This window comes from Rhodoplanes sp. SY1 (assembly GCF_046000175.1).
Lineage (GTDB): Bacteria > Pseudomonadota > Alphaproteobacteria > Rhizobiales > Xanthobacteraceae > Rhodoplanes.
Genome location: NZ_JBEOMB010000059.1, coordinates 57372 through 72487, shown reverse-complemented (window position 1 = coordinate 72487; position 15116 = coordinate 57372). Strand labels below are relative to the sequence as shown.

The following is a 15116-nucleotide window of genomic DNA, read 5'->3' as shown; positions in this document are numbered from 1 at the left end:
CGGAGCAATCGACATGGCTGCCAAGGACGTCCGCTTTTCCACCGACGCGCGCGACAAGATGCTGCGCGGCGTCGACCTGCTCGCCAACGCCGTGAAGGTGACGCTCGGCCCGAAGGGCCGCAACGTCGTCATCGAGAAGAGCTTTGGCGCCCCGCGCATCACCAAGGACGGTGTGACGGTGGCGAAGGAGATCGAGCTCGAGGACAAGTTCGAGAACATGGGCGCCCAGATGGTGCGCGAAGTGGCCTCGAAGACCAACGACCTCGCCGGTGACGGCACCACCACGGCCACGGTGCTCGCCCAGGCGATCGTCCGCGAGGGTGCCAAGTCGGTCGCGGCCGGCATGAACCCGATGGACCTGAAGCGCGGCATCGAGATCGCCGTGCAGGCGGTCGTGAAGGACATCGAGAAGCGCGCCAAGAAGGTCGGCTCGTCGGCCGAGGTCGCGCAGGTCGGCACCATCTCGGCCAACGGCGACAAGGGCGTGGGCGAGATGATCGCCGGCGCCATGCAGAAGGTCGGCAACGAGGGCGTCATCACGGTCGAGGAGGCCAAGGCGCTCGAGACCGAGCTCGAGGTCGTCGAGGGCATGCAGTTCGACCGCGGCTACCTCTCGCCGTACTTCATCACCAATGCCGAGAAGATGACGGCCGACCTCGAGGACGCCTACATCCTCCTGCACGAGAAGAAGCTGTCGGGCCTGCAGGCCATGCTGCCGGTGCTCGAGGCCGTGGTGCAGTCGGGCAAGCCGCTCGTCATCATCGCCGAGGACGTCGAGGGCGAGGCGCTGGCCACGCTCGTCGTCAACAAGCTGCGCGGCGGCCTCAAGGTCGCGGCCGTGAAGGCGCCGGGCTTCGGTGATCGCCGCAAGGCGATGCTCGAGGACATCGCGATCCTCACCGGCGGCCAGGTGATCTCCGAAGACCTCGGCATCAAGCTCGAGAACGTCACGGTGCAGATGCTCGGCCGGGCCAAGAAGGTCCTGATCGAGAAGGAGAAGACCACGATCGTCGACGGCGCCGGCAAGAAGGCCGACATCGAGGCGCGCGTCGGTCAGATCAAGGCGCAGGTCGAGGAGACCACCTCGGACTACGACCGTGAGAAGCTCCAGGAGCGTCTGGCGAAGCTCGCCGGCGGCGTCGCGGTGATCCGCGTCGGTGGCGCCACCGAGATCGAGGTGAAGGAGAAGAAGGACCGCGTCGAGGACGCCCTCAACGCGACCCGCGCGGCCGTCGAGGAAGGCATCGTCCCGGGCGGCGGCGTCGCGCTGCTGCGCGCCAAGGCCTCGGTCGGCAAGATCAAGAACGACAATGCCGACGTCCAGGCCGGCATCAACATCGTGCTGAAGGCGCTCGAGGCGCCGATCCGGCAGATCGTCGAGAACGCCGGCGTCGAGGGCTCGATCGTGGTCGGCAAGATCCTCGAGAACAAGTCGGAGACGTTCGGCTTCGACGCGCAGACCGAGAAGTATGTCGACCTCGTCGAGGCCGGCATCATCGATCCGGCCAAGGTGGTGCGCACCGCGCTCCAGGACGCCGCCTCGATCGCCGGCCTGCTGGTCACCACCGAGGCGATGGTCGCCGAGCTGCCGAAGGACAAGCCGGCCCCGGCGATGCCGCACGGCGGCGGCATGGGCGGCATGGACTTCTGATCGGCCGCTCCTGATCGGCAGACCTGATCACCAGACGACGAAGGGCCGCCGAAAGGCGGCCCTTTTTTCATCGCCTTTCATCGCCGCTCTTCATCGGAGCGGGCGAGGCCTTCGAGCCCCGCGAACGCAGTTGTTACTACCGCCGCCTCACTGCGCCGGCGCCAGATCCCGCTCGCGAATCGTGTGGCCGTCGCCGTCGCGCTCCAGCACCAGGCGGCGGTCGTGCAGGGCGTCGAGCGTCGAGCGGTGGCCGATCGACACCAGCGCCGTGCCGGGCAGTCTTTCGCGCAACAGCCGATAGAGGGCCGCCTCCGACGGCTCGTCGAGCGACGCCGTCGCCTCGTCGAGGAACAGATAGTCGGGCGCGTGCAGGATGGCGCGGGCGATGGCGAGACGCTGCTGCTCGCCGAGCGACAGCATGCGGGCCCAATGGGCGTCCTCGTCGAGCCGCGGCACCAGCCCGCCGAGCCCGACCGCTACGAGGACCTCGGCGACCCGCTCCCGCGCGAACCGCTCCGGCTCGGCCGGGTACGCGACCGCGGCGGCGAGCGGGCCGACCGGCAGATACGGCTTCTGCGGCAGGACCATCACGGTCTTGCCGTCCGGCACCGCGATGTCGCCGTCGCCGAACGGCCAGATGCCGGCGAGCGCCCGGAACAGGGTCGACTTGCCCGAGCCCGACGGGCCATTGACCAGCACGCGCGCCCCGGCCGGCAGATCGAGGTCGGCGGCCGTCACCAACGGCCGCCCGTTCGGCAGCCGCACGTCGAGCGCCGCGGTCGCGATGCCGCCGGCCTCCGGGCGCGGCGTCACCGCGATCGTCTCCGGCGTCCGGGTCGCGGCTCGGCCCGCCGCGATCGCGGCGTCGAAGCCGTCGAGCCGGTCGACCACCGCCTTCCATTCGGCGATCGACCGGTAGGACGTGATGAAGAAGGACAGCGCCGTCTGCACGCTGCCGAAGGCCGAGGCCGTCTGCATCAGCCCGCCGAGATTGACGACGCCGGCGAAATAGGCCGGCGACACGACGACGAACGGGAACACGGTCGAGATCTGGCCGTAGCCGGCCGTGAAGAAGGTGAGCTTCTTCTGCCGCGTCATGATGGCGAACCAGTTGCCCATCAGGGCGCCGAAGCGATCGAGCAGCCGGGCCTTCTCGGCGCTCTCGCCGCCGAGCAGCGCGATCTGCTCGCCGTTCTCGCGCACCCGCACCAGGCTGAAGCGGAAATCGGCCTCGTAGCGCTGCTGGCGGAAGTTCAGCGGGATCAGCGGCCGGCCGATCAGATGGGTGAGCGTGGTGCCGACGACCGCCCACAGGAGGGCGGCCCAGACCAGATAGCCCGGGATGTCCCACGTGCTGCCGCCGAGATGAAGCGGTGCCCGCGCCGACAGGCCCCACAGGATGGCGACGAACGACACCAGCGTGACGACCGCGTTGAGGAGCCCGAGCCCGATGGTGAGGCCGCGATCGATGAACTGGTTGATGTCCTCGGCGATGCGCTGGTCCGGATTGTCGGCCGAGTCGCCGAGGAGCTGCATGCGGTAGTGGTTGGCGTCGGCGAGCCAGTGCGACAGATAGCGGCTCGTCATCCAGCGCCGCCAGCGGATCTGCAGCCACTGGTTCAGATAGAGCTGATAGACGGCGAGCACGATGAAGGCGGCCGCCAGCGCACAGAAGAACAGGAGCTCGGACACGAAGGTGTCCCAGCTGCGCTCCTGCAGGGCGTTGTAGAAGCGGTTGTTCCATTGGTTGATCATCACCGTGATGGCGACGATGGCGAGCTCGATGGCGACGACGGCGGCGAGCAGGCCGCGGCCCGCCCAGCGGTCCTCGGAGCGGAAGTAAGGTGCGGCGAGGCGCCACACGACGGCGAGGGACGAGGTCAGGCGGGACACGAGGCGCTCCAGTGGCGGCGGCGCGCCGGCGGGACCGGCGGCGAACGGCCGCCTCAATCGCGGCGAAACCGGGCGTTTTCACGTCCCCGCGGTCGCCCCGGCGGCCGGTCCGACAGTACGATCGGGATCCGGGATTTCGCCTAAAGTTCGATACCTTCGCCCTTGAGGTTGCGACGGGAACCGGCCACACTGCCGCCCAACCGGCAGCACCCGCATGTCGGAGCACGAGCGGTCCACGCTCCAAGAACACCTGACAAGGACGGCCCGAGAACGAGGCTGTTCGCCAACGACTTTTTGGAGGAAACGCAGTCATGTCCCGCCCGGATTCCCGCCACCCGTCCGTCCGCACGTCGCCCGACCACGTCGAGGCGACCACCGCGAAAGCCGCGACGCGGCGCAAGTTCCTGCTGACCGCCGGCGCCGCCGGCGCCGCCGCCACGGTCGCGGCCCCGGCCGTCGCCCAGTCGAGCGGCCCGATCACCATGCGCTGGCAGAGCACGTGGCCCTCGAAGGACATATTCCACGAATACGCCCTCGACTTCGCCAAGAAGGTCAACGACATGACCGGTGGCGACCTGAAGATCGAGGTGCTGCCGGCGGGCGCCGTGGTGCCGGCCTTCGGCCTGCTCGAGGCGGTGTCGAAGGGCACGCTCGACGGCGGCCACGGCGTGATGGTCTATCACTACGGCAAGCAGACCGCGCTCGCCCTGTGGGGCTCCGGCCCGGGCTTCGGCATGGACGCCAACATGCTGCTCGCCTGGCACAAGTACGGCGGCGGCAAGGAGCTGCTCGCCAAGCTCTACGACTCGATCGGCGCCAACGTGGTGTCGTTCCCCTACGGCCCGATGCCGACCCAGCCGCTCGGCTGGTTCAAGAAGCCGGTCGCCAAGGTCGACGACATGAAGGGCCTGAAGTTCCGCACCGTCGGCATCTCGATCGACGTGTTCCAGGGCCTCGGCATGGCCGTCAACGCGCTGCCCGGCGGCGAGATCGTCTCGGCCATGGACCGCGGCCTCCTGGACGCGGCCGAGTTCAACAACGCCTCCTCGGACCGGGTGCTCGGCTTCCCGGACGTGTCCAAGGTCTGCATGCTGCAGAGCTACCACCAGAACGCCGAGCAGTTCGAGGTGCTGTTCAACAAGACCAAGTACGAGGCGCTGCCCGAGAAGATGCGGGCCCTGATCGCCAACGCGGTCGAGGCCGCCTCGGCCGACATGTCCTGGAAGGCGATCGACCGCTACTCCAAGGACTATGTCGAGATGCAGCAGAAGGACAAGGTCCGCTTCTACAAGACGCCGGACGCCGTGCTGAAGAAGCAGCTCGAGGTCTACGACGAGGTCGTCAAGAAGAAGGCCGGCGAGAACCCGATCTTCAAGGAGATCCTCGAGTCGCAGCGGCAGTTCGCCCAGCGCGCCACGCAATGGGAGAACGACACGGTGGTGAGCCGCAAGATGGCGTTCGACCACTATTTCGGCGCCTCCGGGGTCGCCAAGCAGCCGACCTGATCGCCTGATCCCCGCCGCCGCGCGGCGGCGGTCTCGCGCCGGAGCGGTCCTCGTTCGTCGGAGGATCGCTGCGGTGCCGCCGAGACGGCCGCTCCCGGTCCCCGGCGCCGGCACCGGTGCCGGTGCCGGCCCGTCTTCTCCGGCCAGACGACGTCCCGTCCGCGGCGCGTCGGACGGGCCATGCGCCCCGATCGCCGCCGCGCCGAGCGTTTCCGCCCATGTCGATGCTCCAGTCCACCCGGGCGATCCGCCGCGCCAAGCCGGTGCAGCGCGTGCTCTACGTCGCCGACCTGATCAGCACGATCGTCGGCAAGACCGCGGCCTGGCTGATCATCGCGCTGATGACCGTCGTGGTCATCGAGGTGTTCAAGCGCTACCTCTTCAACGCGCCGACCGCCTGGATCTTCGATCTCAACAACATGCTGTACGGCACCGTCTTCATGCTGTGCGGCGCCTACACGCTCGCCCAGAACGCGCATGTGCGCGGCGATTTCCTCTACGGCTCGTTCAAGCCGCGGACCCAGGCGACGCTCGACCTGATTCTCTACGTGGTGTTCTTCCTGCCCGGCATCGGCGCGCTGGTCTATGCCGGCCTGCACTACGCGCAGGATTCCTGGCGCATCCTCGAGCACTCGAACGTGACGGCCGACGGACCGCCCGTCTATCCCTTCAAGACCGTGATCCCGATCGCCGGCGTGCTCGTGCTGATTCAGGGGCTCGCCGAAATGTTGCGCTGCGTGGTCTGCCTGAAGTCCGGGGTGTGGCCGCCGCGGCTCAAGGACGTCGCCGAGCTCGACGTGATCGAGGAGCAGCTCGCCAACAGCGAGTACGTCGACGAGGACACCCGCAAGGCGGCGATCGCCCGCGCCCACGCCATAGACGAGACCGCGCGCCAGCGCGGCATGGGGGGAGACCTGAACACATGAGCGATCCCGCCCTCGGGCTCCTGATGCTCGGGCTCATCGTGATCGCCATCATGATGGGCTTCCCCACCGCCTTCACGCTGATGGGGCTCGGCATCTTCTTCGGCTTCTACGCTTTTTACGATCCCACCCAGTTCTGGTGGGACAACCGCGTCTTCGACCTGATGGTCCAGCGCACCTACGGCGCGATGACCAACGACGTGCTGATCTCCATCCCGCTCTTCGTGCTGATGGGCTACGTGATGGAGCGCGGCGCCCTCGTCGACAAGATGTTCTACAGCGTGCAGCTCTCGTTCAGCCGGGTGCCGGCGTCGCTGGCGGTCGCGAGCCTCATCGTCTGCGCCTTCTGGGGACTCGCCTCGGGCCTGGTCGGCGCCGTCGTGGTGCTGATGGGCGTCATCGCCTTCGGCCCGATGCTGCGGGCCGGCTACGACGTCAAGCTCGCCGCCGGCGTCATCACGGCGGGCGGCACGCTCGGCATTCTCATCCCGCCGTCGGTGATGATCATCGTCTATGCGGCGGTCGCCGGCCAGTCGGTGGTGAAGCTCTACGCCGCCGCGATGTTCCCGGGCTTCTTCCTGGCCACGCTCTACATCGTCTACATCATCAGCCGTGCCCTCATCCAGCCGTCGCTCGCCCCGCCGCTGCCGCCGGACCAGACCCGGGTGCCGGTGCCGGAATGGCTGAGCCGACTGCGCGCGGCCTACTCGCCCAATGTGCTGAAGACCTTCGTGTCGGCGCTCGCCTCGCCGGCGCGGGCCCGGGCCGTCAAGCGGGAGGACGGCACACCGGTCGGCTACGGCGCGCTCGTCGCCAACTTCCTGATCGCGCTGGTGCCGCTCGTGCTCGCCGCCGCGCTGATGGGGCTCGTCTGGTGGTACGTCGTCATCCATCGCGCGCCGGCCGAGGAGATCGAGTCGCTCGGCCTGCAGCCACTCGGCGGCGCCGCCCCGGTCGAGGCCGCGGCCGACACCGGGCCGGGCACCGGCTTCTTCGTCACCTACGCCGTGGTCGGCGTGCTGCTGGCCGCCATGCTGGTCCGCTACTACTGGCGCATGGGGGCGGAGCGCTTCTCGCTTCTGAAGCTGCTCACCTCCTCGGTCCTGCCGATCGCCACGCTCAGCATCACGGTGCTGCTGGTCATCCTGCTCGGCATCACCACGGCGACCGAGTCGGCGGCGGTCGGCTCGTTCGGCGCCTTCCTGCTGGCGCTGTTCGCCCGCACGCTCGACTGGAAGCGCACCAAGGAGGCGGTGTTCCTCACCGCCAAGACGACCGCGATGGTGTGCTGGCTGTTCGTCGGCTCGGCGCTGTTCTCGGCCGTGTTCGCGGTGCTGGGCGGTCAGGCGCTGCTGGAGCGCTGGGTGCTGTCGCTCGACCTCACGCCCACCCAGTTCATGATCCTGTCGCAGGCGATCATCTTCATTCTCGGCTGGCCGCTGGAATGGACCGAGATCATCATCATCTTCGTGCCGATCTTCCTGCCGCTCCTGAAGCACTTCGGCATCGACCCGATCCTGTGGGGCGTGCTCGTCTTCGTGAACCTGCAGGCCGCCTTCCTGTCGCCGCCCGTCGCCATGTCGGCCTTCTACCTGAAGGGCGTGGCGCCGCCGCACGTCACCATCAACCAGATCTTCGCCGGGATGATGCCCTACATGGGCGTCGTCATCCTGTGCATGGTGATCATGTACATCTGGCCCGGCATCGTGCTGTGGCTGCCGAACTGGCTGTACGGGGGGTGAGGCACCAAGCTGGAGCGCGGGCTACCAACGGCGCGCTCTTTTCACCTCTCCCCAGCGGGGAGAGGTCGACGCGCACAGCGCGTCGGGTGAGGGGGTGCCGCCCTCTCGATGAAACAACCGGCGTCAGTCCCCCCTCACCCCAGCCCTCCCCGCCGGGGAGAGGGAGCCGCGCAGCACTCGCCGTATCGTCAGAGGCTCCTCACAACCGTTCGCATGCGGCGATCCAGGCGTCGTGAAAGGTGCCCGCGCCAGCCCTCGCGTGGAGAGGGACGAGATTCGGCGCACCCTACTTCCAGCTCTGGTTCTCGGCGTCCCACACCCGGCCTTTCAGGTCGCGGGCGAGGGTCGCGAGCAGCGCGTCGGTCTCGACCGCGGCGCCCTCCTCCTCCTGGCCGTGATACCCGCCCGTGAAGGCGAGCTGGGCGCCGGCCGCCTTGTCGGCCGGCTCGACCGAGGACTCGCCGAGCCAGATCACCAACCCGTCGCCGCCGGCGGGCTTTTCCGGGCCGACCAGCAGGGTCACCTCGATCACCTCGGTGAGATCGAGTCCGCGCGCCGCCTGATCGGGGCGCTCGAGCGTGATGGTCACCTCGCGCGTCACCTCGTCCCAGCGCGCCGAGACCGGCTTCGCCGCGAGCGCCGCGGCGACCGCGGCCGACAACCGCTCGCTCAGCGCGTCGACCTTGAGGGCGCCGCCGTCCATGAACGCGGCCGCGTCGATCCGCACGGCGCGCTCGATCCCGTAGGCGCCGGTGGTCCAGCCCGCCATGATCACGCCCGGCATGCCCTGCAGCTTCGAGACCAGCGCCGCGGCGCGCTCCGGCGCCGTCTCCAGCCGCACCGTCTGATGGCCGCTGCGCAGATCCGTGCAGGTCTGCACCAGGCTCGCATAGTCGACCCGCACGCCCTGGCCGCGCAGGCTCTTCACCAGCTCGGGCAGGCCGTCGCGCGACACCTTCACGGCGACCGCCACGGGCGACACGTCGGCGAAGGTGCCGGGCGCGGTGACGATCTCCTCCTCGCTCGCCTGCTGGTCCTTGAACTCCTGCTCGCTCATGTCGGAGAGGTCGGTCGCCGCCGCCGGCTGCGTCTTGCCGTCGCGCGTGATGGTGCCCTCGAGCGAGAACGTGTCGTTCGCCTGCTTGCGGGTCAGGCTCACCGTCACGGGCACGCCCTCCGGCTCGCTCTTGCCGCTGCCGACCAGCTTGCCGCCCTCCGGCTTGAGCGCGATCTTGAAGCGGTCCTTGCGGATCGAGCCCGGGGTCACCGAGTGGCAGAGATCGAGCTCGGCCGAGACGATGCGGTTGCCCTGCCGCACCTCGCGCCAGATCGCGTCGCTCGACAGCGCCCCCATCAGCTCGCCGAAGATCGTGATGTAGCGCACCGTCTCGGCCGGCGGCGTCGGCGCGGGCGCCGGTCGCGAGCCCTTGGCCTGCGGGAAGGCCGGGCCGGAAAGGGCGAGCGTCAGGGACGCGGCGGCGACGGCGGCGAGCGCACGCATGAAGTCCTCCAGGAGAAACGGCGAGGCCGGCGGGATCGACCGCCGACGCTTGACCACAACCACGGCCAGCCGGCAAGAACAAGGCGCCCGACGCCGCCGCCCGGCGCATTCGGCCGGCCCATCGGCACCGCGGCAGCGCCTCGCTGCGGCCGCGATCCGGTCCTCGTTATCGTTCTCGATCCTGTTCTCGATTCGGAGTGGCCTCATGCTCTTTCGCGGCGCTTTCGTCCTGCGGCTGTCCCTCGCGCTCACCGTGTGGGGCGGCGTCATGGGGGGCGCCATCATGGCGGCCACCGACGCACAGGCGCAGGGTGCGTTTCCTTACGGGCAGGAGCTGCGCATGGACGCCGACCCGATGAAGGGCTCCAAGAAGGTGCCGATCCTCGACATCGCCGACAACGGGATCGCCGACATCGAGCTGTGGTGCGACGCCGTGATGGCCCGGCTCGTCGTCGCCGGCGATACCGTCACGGTGCTGACCGGGGAGCGCACGGCGCGTGGCTGCCCGCCCGAACGCGCCCAGGCCGACACGGCGATGATCGCCGCGCTTGAGCAGGCGACCCACTGGAAGGTGGTCGGCGACGCCCTGGTGCTCTCCGGCGGCCCGGCCGAGCTGCGCTTCCGCAAGCAAGGGAATTGAGACGGTCGCGCCTGCACTCCGACTCGTCATGCCCGGCCTTGTGCCGGGCATCCACGTCTTCCGACGTCTGGGCGCAAAAGACGTGGATGGCCGGGACGAGCCCGGCCATGACGGAGGAGAGGCGTGTGTCGCAGTCGGCGTGGGAGGCTGCGGATCACAACCCCAGCTTCGGCCACAGCGCATCGACGCGCGCCGTGACGTCGGGCGTCGCCTTGAGCACGGCGCCCCATTCGCGGCTGGTCTCGGTGCCGATCTTGTTGGTCGCGTCGAGGCCGAGCTTGCCGCCCAGGCCGGAGAGGGGCGAGGCGAAGTCGAGATAGTCGATCGGCGTGCGGTCGATCACCATCAGGTCGCGCGAGGCGTCGAAGCGGGTCGCGATCGCCCAGGCGACGTCGTCCCAGCTCTTCGGATCGACGTCGTCGTCCACCACCACGATCAGCTTGGTGTAGGTGAACTGCGGCAGCATGCCCCACAGGCCCATCATGATGCGCCGGGCGTGGCCGGGATACCGCTTCTTGATGGAGATGATCGCCATCCGGTACGAGCAGGCGTGCGGCGGCAGCCAGACGTCGACGATCTCGGGGAACGCCCGCTTCACGATCGGCAGGAACAGCTCGTTGAAGGTCGCGCCGAGCACGGCGGGCTCATCCGGGGCGCGGCCCGTGAAGGTGGACAGATAGGTCGGGTCGCGCCGCGTCGTGATCGCAGTGACGCGCATCACCGGGAACGGCTCGACGGAATTGTAGTAGCCGGTGTGGTCGCCGAACGGTCCTTCCGGCGCCGTCTCGGTCGCCGACACGAACCCTTCCAGCACGATCTCCGAATCGGCCGGCACCATCAGCGGCACCGTGCGGGCCTTTGCCAGGCGCGGCCGGGCGCCGCGCAGGAGACCGGAGAAGCGAATCTCCGACAGCGTCTCCGGCAGCGGCAGCACGGCGGCCAGCATCGTCGCCGGATCGGTGCCGATGGCGACCGCGACCGGCGTGTCCTTGCCCTGCGCGGCCCACTGGGCGTGGTGCTTGGCGCCACCGCGATGGTGCAGCCAACGCATGATGACGCGATCCGGCCCGAGCACCTGCATGCGGTAGATGCCGAGATTGTAGCCGGCGACCGTCTCCTGGTCGGGCGGCCGCGTCGTCACGACGCCCCAGGTGATCAGCGGGCCGGCCTCGCCGGGCCAGCAGGTCTGCACCGGAAGCGTGCCGAGGTCGACGTCGCGGCCGGTGCGGACCTCCTCCTGCACGACCGGACGGTCGACCGTCTCGGCCCGGGTGCGCATCGCCGCGCGAAGAATGGGGAGACGCGCGAGCGCGTCGCGCAGCCCGTCGACCGGTTGCGGCTCGCGCAAGGAGGCCAGCGCCTCGCCGAGTTCGGCCAGCCGCTCCGGGCGGATGCCGAGGCCGGCGGCGACGCGCTTGCGGGTGCCGAACAGATTTGTGATCACCGGCACGGGCAGGATGCGGCCGTTCGCGTCTCGCGGGCGCTCGAAGACCAGCGCCGGCCCGTCGCGGGCGATGACCCGGCGGTGGACCTCGGCCATGTCGTGGACGATGCCGACCGGCTCGGCGACGCGCGCGACGTCCCCGTCTGCGTCGAGGTGGCGCAGAAACTCGCGAAGGTCGCGGAACGGCGGAAAGTCTCGGATCGGCACGGGCCCTCCTGACGCCGCTCGGCGTCGTCATTCCGGGGCGCACCGCAGGTGCGAACCCGGAATCCAGCGGCAAGGTTCGAGATCGTGTCTGGATTCCGGGTTCGCGGCTTCGCCGCGCCCCGGAATGACCATGACCCTGGACTCCAGCCGGTGCGATCAAGAAGTCCGGCAGTGTCGTGCGTCCTTGACATAGAACAAAGCCCTAGCCGCCCCGGCGGGGTAACCAAGCCCTTCCATGTCGAGCAATTCAGCCACAGTCCCCGAGCTCCCGGGGGTTCTCGCGTTCGGCCTGCGGCCGTTGCCGCTCGCCCCGCTCGCGGCCGCCCTCGATCTCGTCGTCAAGTCGGCCGCCAGGCGGCATCCCGGCATGTTCGCCCGTCTCGGCGATCAGGCGGGGAAGCGATTCCTCATCGAGCCGACCGACCTTCCCTTCATCGTCGTGATGACGCCGCGCGCCGAAGATCCCGAGATCCTGGTGGTGCGTCCCGGCGAGGAGCCCGAGGCCGACGCCCGCATCGCCGGGCCGCTCGGCGCGCTGGTCGGCCTGATCCACGGCGCCTATGACGGCGACGCCCTGTTCTTCTCGCGCGACCTCACGGTCGAGGGCGACATGTCGGCCGTGGTGGCGCTACGCAACGCGCTCGACGACGCGGAGATCGACCTCGTCGCCGAAGCCGCCGCGGTGCTGGGTCCCCTCGCCTCGCCGGCCGAGCAGGTCGGCCGCCTCGCCGCCTCGGTCGCCGAGCGCATCACCGGCATCGCCTTCGCCCGCCCACGGAGCGGCTCATGACCCCCACTCTCACGGCCGAACGGCCCGGCGCCGGCAAGGCGGCGGGCGCGACGTCCAATGACACCTGGACGCCGAAGGGCAAGCTCGAGCTGGTCTGCCCGGCCGGCACGCCGGCGGCCATGCGGGCCGCCATCGAGGCGGGCGCCGACTCGGTGTATTGCGGCTTCGCCGACGACACCAACGCGCGCAACTTCCCCGGCCTCAACTTCAGCCATGCCGAGATGGCCGAGGGCGTCGCCTATGCGCACAAGCGCGGCGTCAAGGTGCTGATCGCCGTCAACACGTTCCCGCGCGCCGGGCAGCCTGATGCCTGGCATCGTGCCATCGACACGATCGCCCAGGTCGGCGGCGACGCCGCGATCGTCGCCGACATCGGCCTGCTCGACTACGCCGCCGAGAAGCACCCGAACCTGCGGCTGCATCTCTCCGTGCAGGCGGCCGCGGCGAACCCCGAGGCGATCGGCTTCTTCGTCGAGCGCTTCGGCGTGCGGCGCGTGGTGCTGCCGCGGGTGCTCACCGTCCAGGAGATCGCCGTCCTCAACAAGGAGATCCCCTGCGAGACCGAGGTGTTCGTGTTCGGCGGCCTGTGCGTGATGGCGGAGGGGCGCTGCTCGCTGTCCTCCTACGCCACCGGCTGCTCGCCCAACATGAACGGGGTCTGCTCGCCGCCGAGCCACGTCACCTATGCGCAGGAGAAGGGCAACTTCGTCTCGCGGCTGGGCGAGTTCATGATCAACACGGTGCCGGGCGGCCAGCCGATGCCGTATCCGACGCTGTGCAAGGGCCGCTTCACGGCGAACGGCGAGACCTCGCACATCTTCGAGGACCCGGCGAGCCTCGACGCCAGCCTGCTGATCCCGCCGCTCCACGAGGCCGGCGTGACAGCGCTGAAGATCGAGGGCCGGCAGAGGAGCCGCAGCTACACGGACGCCGTGGTGCGGGCGCTGCGCGGCGCGCTCGACCAGCACACTCGCGGCCTGCCGATCAATGCGCGCGCCCTGACGGCGCTCTCCGAAGGCGCCTCGACGACGCGCGGCGCCTACCAGAAGACGTGGCGATGAGAACAGCGGAGCCGTCGCTGGTCATTCCAGGGCGCGCCGAAGGCGCGAACCCGGAATCCAGCGGCAGACTCCGAGCTCTCGGCTGGATTCCGGGTTCGACGCTGCGCGTCGCCCCGGAATGACGCCGTCGGGAAACCGGGACTGATGATGATGGTGACGTCCGAAACCGCTGCACGCAGCACCCTCACGCTCGGGGCGGTGCTGTTCAACTGGTCGCCCGAGCAGTGGCGTGACTATCACTTCCGGGTCGCCGACGAGGCGCCGGTGGAGCGCGTCTGCGTCGGCGAGGTGGTGTGCTCGAAGCGCCTGCCGTTCTACCAGGACGACATGCCGGCCGTGATCGAGCGCCTGCAGCGCGGCGGCAAGACCGTGATCCTCTCCTCGCTGGCGCTGCCGACGCTGCCGCGCGAGCGCAAGATGATCGACGACCTGCTGGCGATCCCCGGCGTGCTGGTGGAGGCGAGCGACGTCTCGGCGCTGGGCCCGCTCGGCGGCCGGCCGCACGTGATCGGCCCGCTGATCAACGTCTACAACGAGGGCACGGTCGCCTTCATGGAGAAGCAGGGCGCCGTGCACATCTGCCTGCCGCCCGAGCTGCCGATGACCGCGATGGCGGCGCTCGCCGTGAAGGCGACGACCGCGACGCTCGAGGCCTGGGCGTTCGGCCGCGCGCCCCTCGCCATCTCGGCGCGCTGCTACCATGCGCGCATCCATTCGCTCGCCAAGGATTCCTGCCAGTTCGTCTGCAACAAGGATCCGGACGGGCTCGAGGTCGACACGCTGGAGGGCCGCCGCTTCCTCGCCGTCAACGGCGTGCAGACGATGAGCGACACCGTCGTCAACCTGATCGCCGACGTCGACGTGCTCGCCAAATGCGGCGTCGGGTCGTTCCGCCTGTCGCCGCACACCTGCGACATGGTCGCGCTCGCGCAAGTCTTCCGCGACGTGCTCGACGGCACCATCGCGGCGGCCGAGGGCGAGGCGCGGGTCGCCGCCCTGATGCCGAACGCCGTCTTCTCCAACGGCTTCCTGCACGGCAAGCCCGGTCACCAGCGCATCGCGCTGGCCGGGTAGGGCGCCGCACGGCCCCGGTGTCAGGTCGAGAGATTCACGTTAGACTAGGCCATCGGAGGATGATCCCGTGGCCGACCTGTCCCGTATCGTGCTCGATCCCGCGGTCCTGACCGGAAAACCGGTGATCCGCGGCACGCGGATTTCGGTCGACTTCGTCATCGGGCTCATGGCAGACGGCTGGAGCGAGGCCGACATTCTGCAGACCTATCCAGGCCTCACCCATGAAGACGTCACGGCGTGCCTCGCCTATGCGCACGGCCTCCTGACCTCGGAGAAGGTCTATCCGAGCATCGCCTGATGCGCTTCCTGGCGAACGAGAACATTCCAGCCGCGGTCGTCACCGCCTTGCGGGCGGCCGGGCACGATGTCGCCTGGGTGCGCGAAGACGCGCCGGGCGCTCCGGATGATGCGGTTCTGGCCCGCGCCGTCGCCGACGAGCGCGTATTGTTGACCTCGACAAGGATTTCGGTGAGCTGGCCTGGCGCCGCGGCCTGCCGGCGACCTCCGGCGTGATCCTGCTTCGCCTCCCGATGCCCCCGCCGAACGATGCCAGGGCGGCGATCGCCGCGCGTATCGCCGAACGAGCCGACTGGGCTGGGCATTTCAGCATTGTCGAGCGCGGCCGCATCCGAATGCGTGCCCTGCAGACTCGATCACATTGACGATGATGGCCGGGACGAGCCCG

12 protein-coding genes and 1 pseudogene are annotated in these 15116 nt (G+C 69.4%); 10 read left to right on the top strand and 3 right to left on the bottom strand.

Annotated elements, in window-relative coordinates; genetic code table 11:
- Positions 1 to 13: 13 nt before the first annotated feature.
- Positions 14 to 1651 (top strand): chaperonin GroEL, encoded by a 1638-nt coding sequence (groL, locus tag ABTU92_RS16235; protein WP_408092419.1) that lies wholly within the window; start codon positions 14 to 16, stop codon positions 1649 to 1651.
- 147 nt (positions 1652 to 1798) lie between these two features.
- On the opposite strand, the gene ABTU92_RS16230 is transcribed toward groL, so the two are convergent.
- A complete protein-coding gene (locus tag ABTU92_RS16230) occupies positions 1799 to 3544 on the bottom strand; it encodes an ABC transporter ATP-binding protein/permease (RefSeq protein WP_408092417.1) in 1746 nt (581 codons plus the stop codon).
- Positions 3545 to 3855: 311 nt separating this feature from the next.
- Here ABTU92_RS16230 and ABTU92_RS16225 point away from each other — a divergent pair, with 311 nt between their 5' ends.
- The 3 genes from ABTU92_RS16225 to ABTU92_RS16215 all read left to right on the top strand — a co-directional run bounded on the left by ABTU92_RS16225 (position 3856) and on the right by ABTU92_RS16215 (position 7714).
- Positions 3856 to 5049: a TRAP transporter substrate-binding protein gene (locus ABTU92_RS16225; RefSeq protein ID WP_408092415.1), complete on the top strand. Its 1194-nt coding sequence runs from the start codon at positions 3856 to 3858 to the stop codon at positions 5047 to 5049.
- Between the two features lie 224 nt (positions 5050 to 5273).
- Positions 5274 to 5975, top strand: coding sequence for a TRAP transporter small permease subunit (locus ABTU92_RS16220; RefSeq protein WP_408092517.1), 702 nt, complete (start codon positions 5274 to 5276; stop codon positions 5973 to 5975).
- On the top strand, positions 5972 to 7714 hold the full coding sequence (locus ABTU92_RS16215; RefSeq protein ID WP_408092413.1) for a TRAP transporter large permease subunit: 1743 nt from the start codon (positions 5972 to 5974) through the stop codon (positions 7712 to 7714). Before ABTU92_RS16220 ends, ABTU92_RS16215 begins: the two co-directional genes overlap by 4 nt.
- Before the next feature lie 286 nt (positions 7715 to 8000).
- Here the strand turns inward: ABTU92_RS16215 and ABTU92_RS16210 are convergent, their stop codons facing one another.
- On the bottom strand, positions 8001 to 9215 hold the full coding sequence (locus ABTU92_RS16210) for a hypothetical protein (protein WP_408092411.1): 1215 nt from the start codon (positions 9213 to 9215) through the stop codon (positions 8001 to 8003).
- A 205-nt stretch (positions 9216 to 9420) separates the two neighbouring features.
- On the opposite strand from ABTU92_RS16210, the gene ABTU92_RS16205 reads away from it, so the two are divergent.
- A complete protein-coding gene (locus ABTU92_RS16205) occupies positions 9421 to 9855 on the top strand; it encodes an META domain-containing protein (protein ID WP_408092409.1) in 435 nt (144 codons plus the stop codon).
- A gap of 154 nt (positions 9856 to 10009) precedes the next feature.
- Here ABTU92_RS16205 and ABTU92_RS16200 read toward each other — a convergent pair whose 3' ends face one another.
- Positions 10010 to 11506 carry a UbiD family decarboxylase gene (locus ABTU92_RS16200; protein ID WP_408092407.1) on the bottom strand — a complete coding sequence of 499 codons (1497 nt, stop codon included), beginning with the start codon at positions 11504 to 11506 and terminating at the stop codon, positions 10010 to 10012.
- Positions 11507 to 11741: 235 nt separating this feature from the next.
- Here ABTU92_RS16200 and ABTU92_RS16195 point away from each other — a divergent pair, with 235 nt between their 5' ends.
- From ABTU92_RS16195 to ABTU92_RS16175, 5 genes and pseudogenes are all read left to right on the top strand, one after another.
- Positions 11742 to 12296, top strand: a complete 555-nt coding sequence (locus tag ABTU92_RS16195; protein WP_111358051.1) for an SCP2 domain-containing protein — start codon at positions 11742 to 11744, stop codon at positions 12294 to 12296.
- A gap of 119 nt (positions 12297 to 12415) precedes the next feature.
- A complete protein-coding gene (locus tag ABTU92_RS16190; protein WP_408092515.1) occupies positions 12416 to 13357 on the top strand; it encodes a peptidase U32 family protein in 942 nt (313 codons plus the stop codon).
- Positions 13358 to 13501: 144 nt separating this feature from the next.
- Positions 13502 to 14431, top strand: a complete 930-nt coding sequence (locus ABTU92_RS16185) for a U32 family peptidase (RefSeq protein WP_408092405.1) — start codon at positions 13502 to 13504, stop codon at positions 14429 to 14431.
- 67 nt (positions 14432 to 14498) lie between these two features.
- The gene (locus ABTU92_RS16180) at positions 14499 to 14729 is read left to right on the top strand and encodes a DUF433 domain-containing protein (RefSeq protein ID WP_408092403.1); all 231 of its coding nucleotides are present in this window, start codon (positions 14499 to 14501) and stop codon (positions 14727 to 14729) included.
- Positions 14729 to 15093 (top strand): annotated as a pseudogene (locus ABTU92_RS16175) (DUF5615 family PIN-like protein). Before ABTU92_RS16180 ends, ABTU92_RS16175 begins: the two are co-directional and overlap by 1 nt.
- Positions 15094 to 15116 lie beyond the last annotated feature (23 nt).

Bases quoted from the DNA above. Each gene is read 5' to 3' on its own strand.
- ABTU92_RS16215 (WP_408092413.1), top strand. From the start codon at position 5,972: ATGAGCGATCCCGCCCTCGGGCTCCTGATGCTCGGGCTCATCGTGATC.
- ABTU92_RS16185 (WP_408092405.1), top strand. From the start codon at position 13,502: ATGATGATGGTGACGTCCGAAACCGCTGCACGCAGCACCCTCACGCTC.
- ABTU92_RS16220 (WP_408092517.1), top strand. From the start codon at position 5,274: ATGCTCCAGTCCACCCGGGCGATCCGCCGCGCCAAGCCGGTGCAGCGC.
- ABTU92_RS16210 (WP_408092411.1), bottom strand. From the start codon at position 9,215: ATGCGTGCGCTCGCCGCCGTCGCCGCCGCGTCCCTGACGCTCGCCCTT.
- ABTU92_RS16190 (WP_408092515.1), top strand. From the start codon at position 12,416: ATGCGGGCCGCCATCGAGGCGGGCGCCGACTCGGTGTATTGCGGCTTC.
- ABTU92_RS16195 (WP_111358051.1), top strand. From the start codon at position 11,742: ATGTCGAGCAATTCAGCCACAGTCCCCGAGCTCCCGGGGGTTCTCGCG.
- ABTU92_RS16225 (WP_408092415.1), top strand. From the start codon at position 3,856: ATGTCCCGCCCGGATTCCCGCCACCCGTCCGTCCGCACGTCGCCCGAC.
- groL (WP_408092419.1), top strand. From the start codon at position 14: ATGGCTGCCAAGGACGTCCGCTTTTCCACCGACGCGCGCGACAAGATG.
- ABTU92_RS16205 (WP_408092409.1), top strand. From the start codon at position 9,421: ATGCTCTTTCGCGGCGCTTTCGTCCTGCGGCTGTCCCTCGCGCTCACC.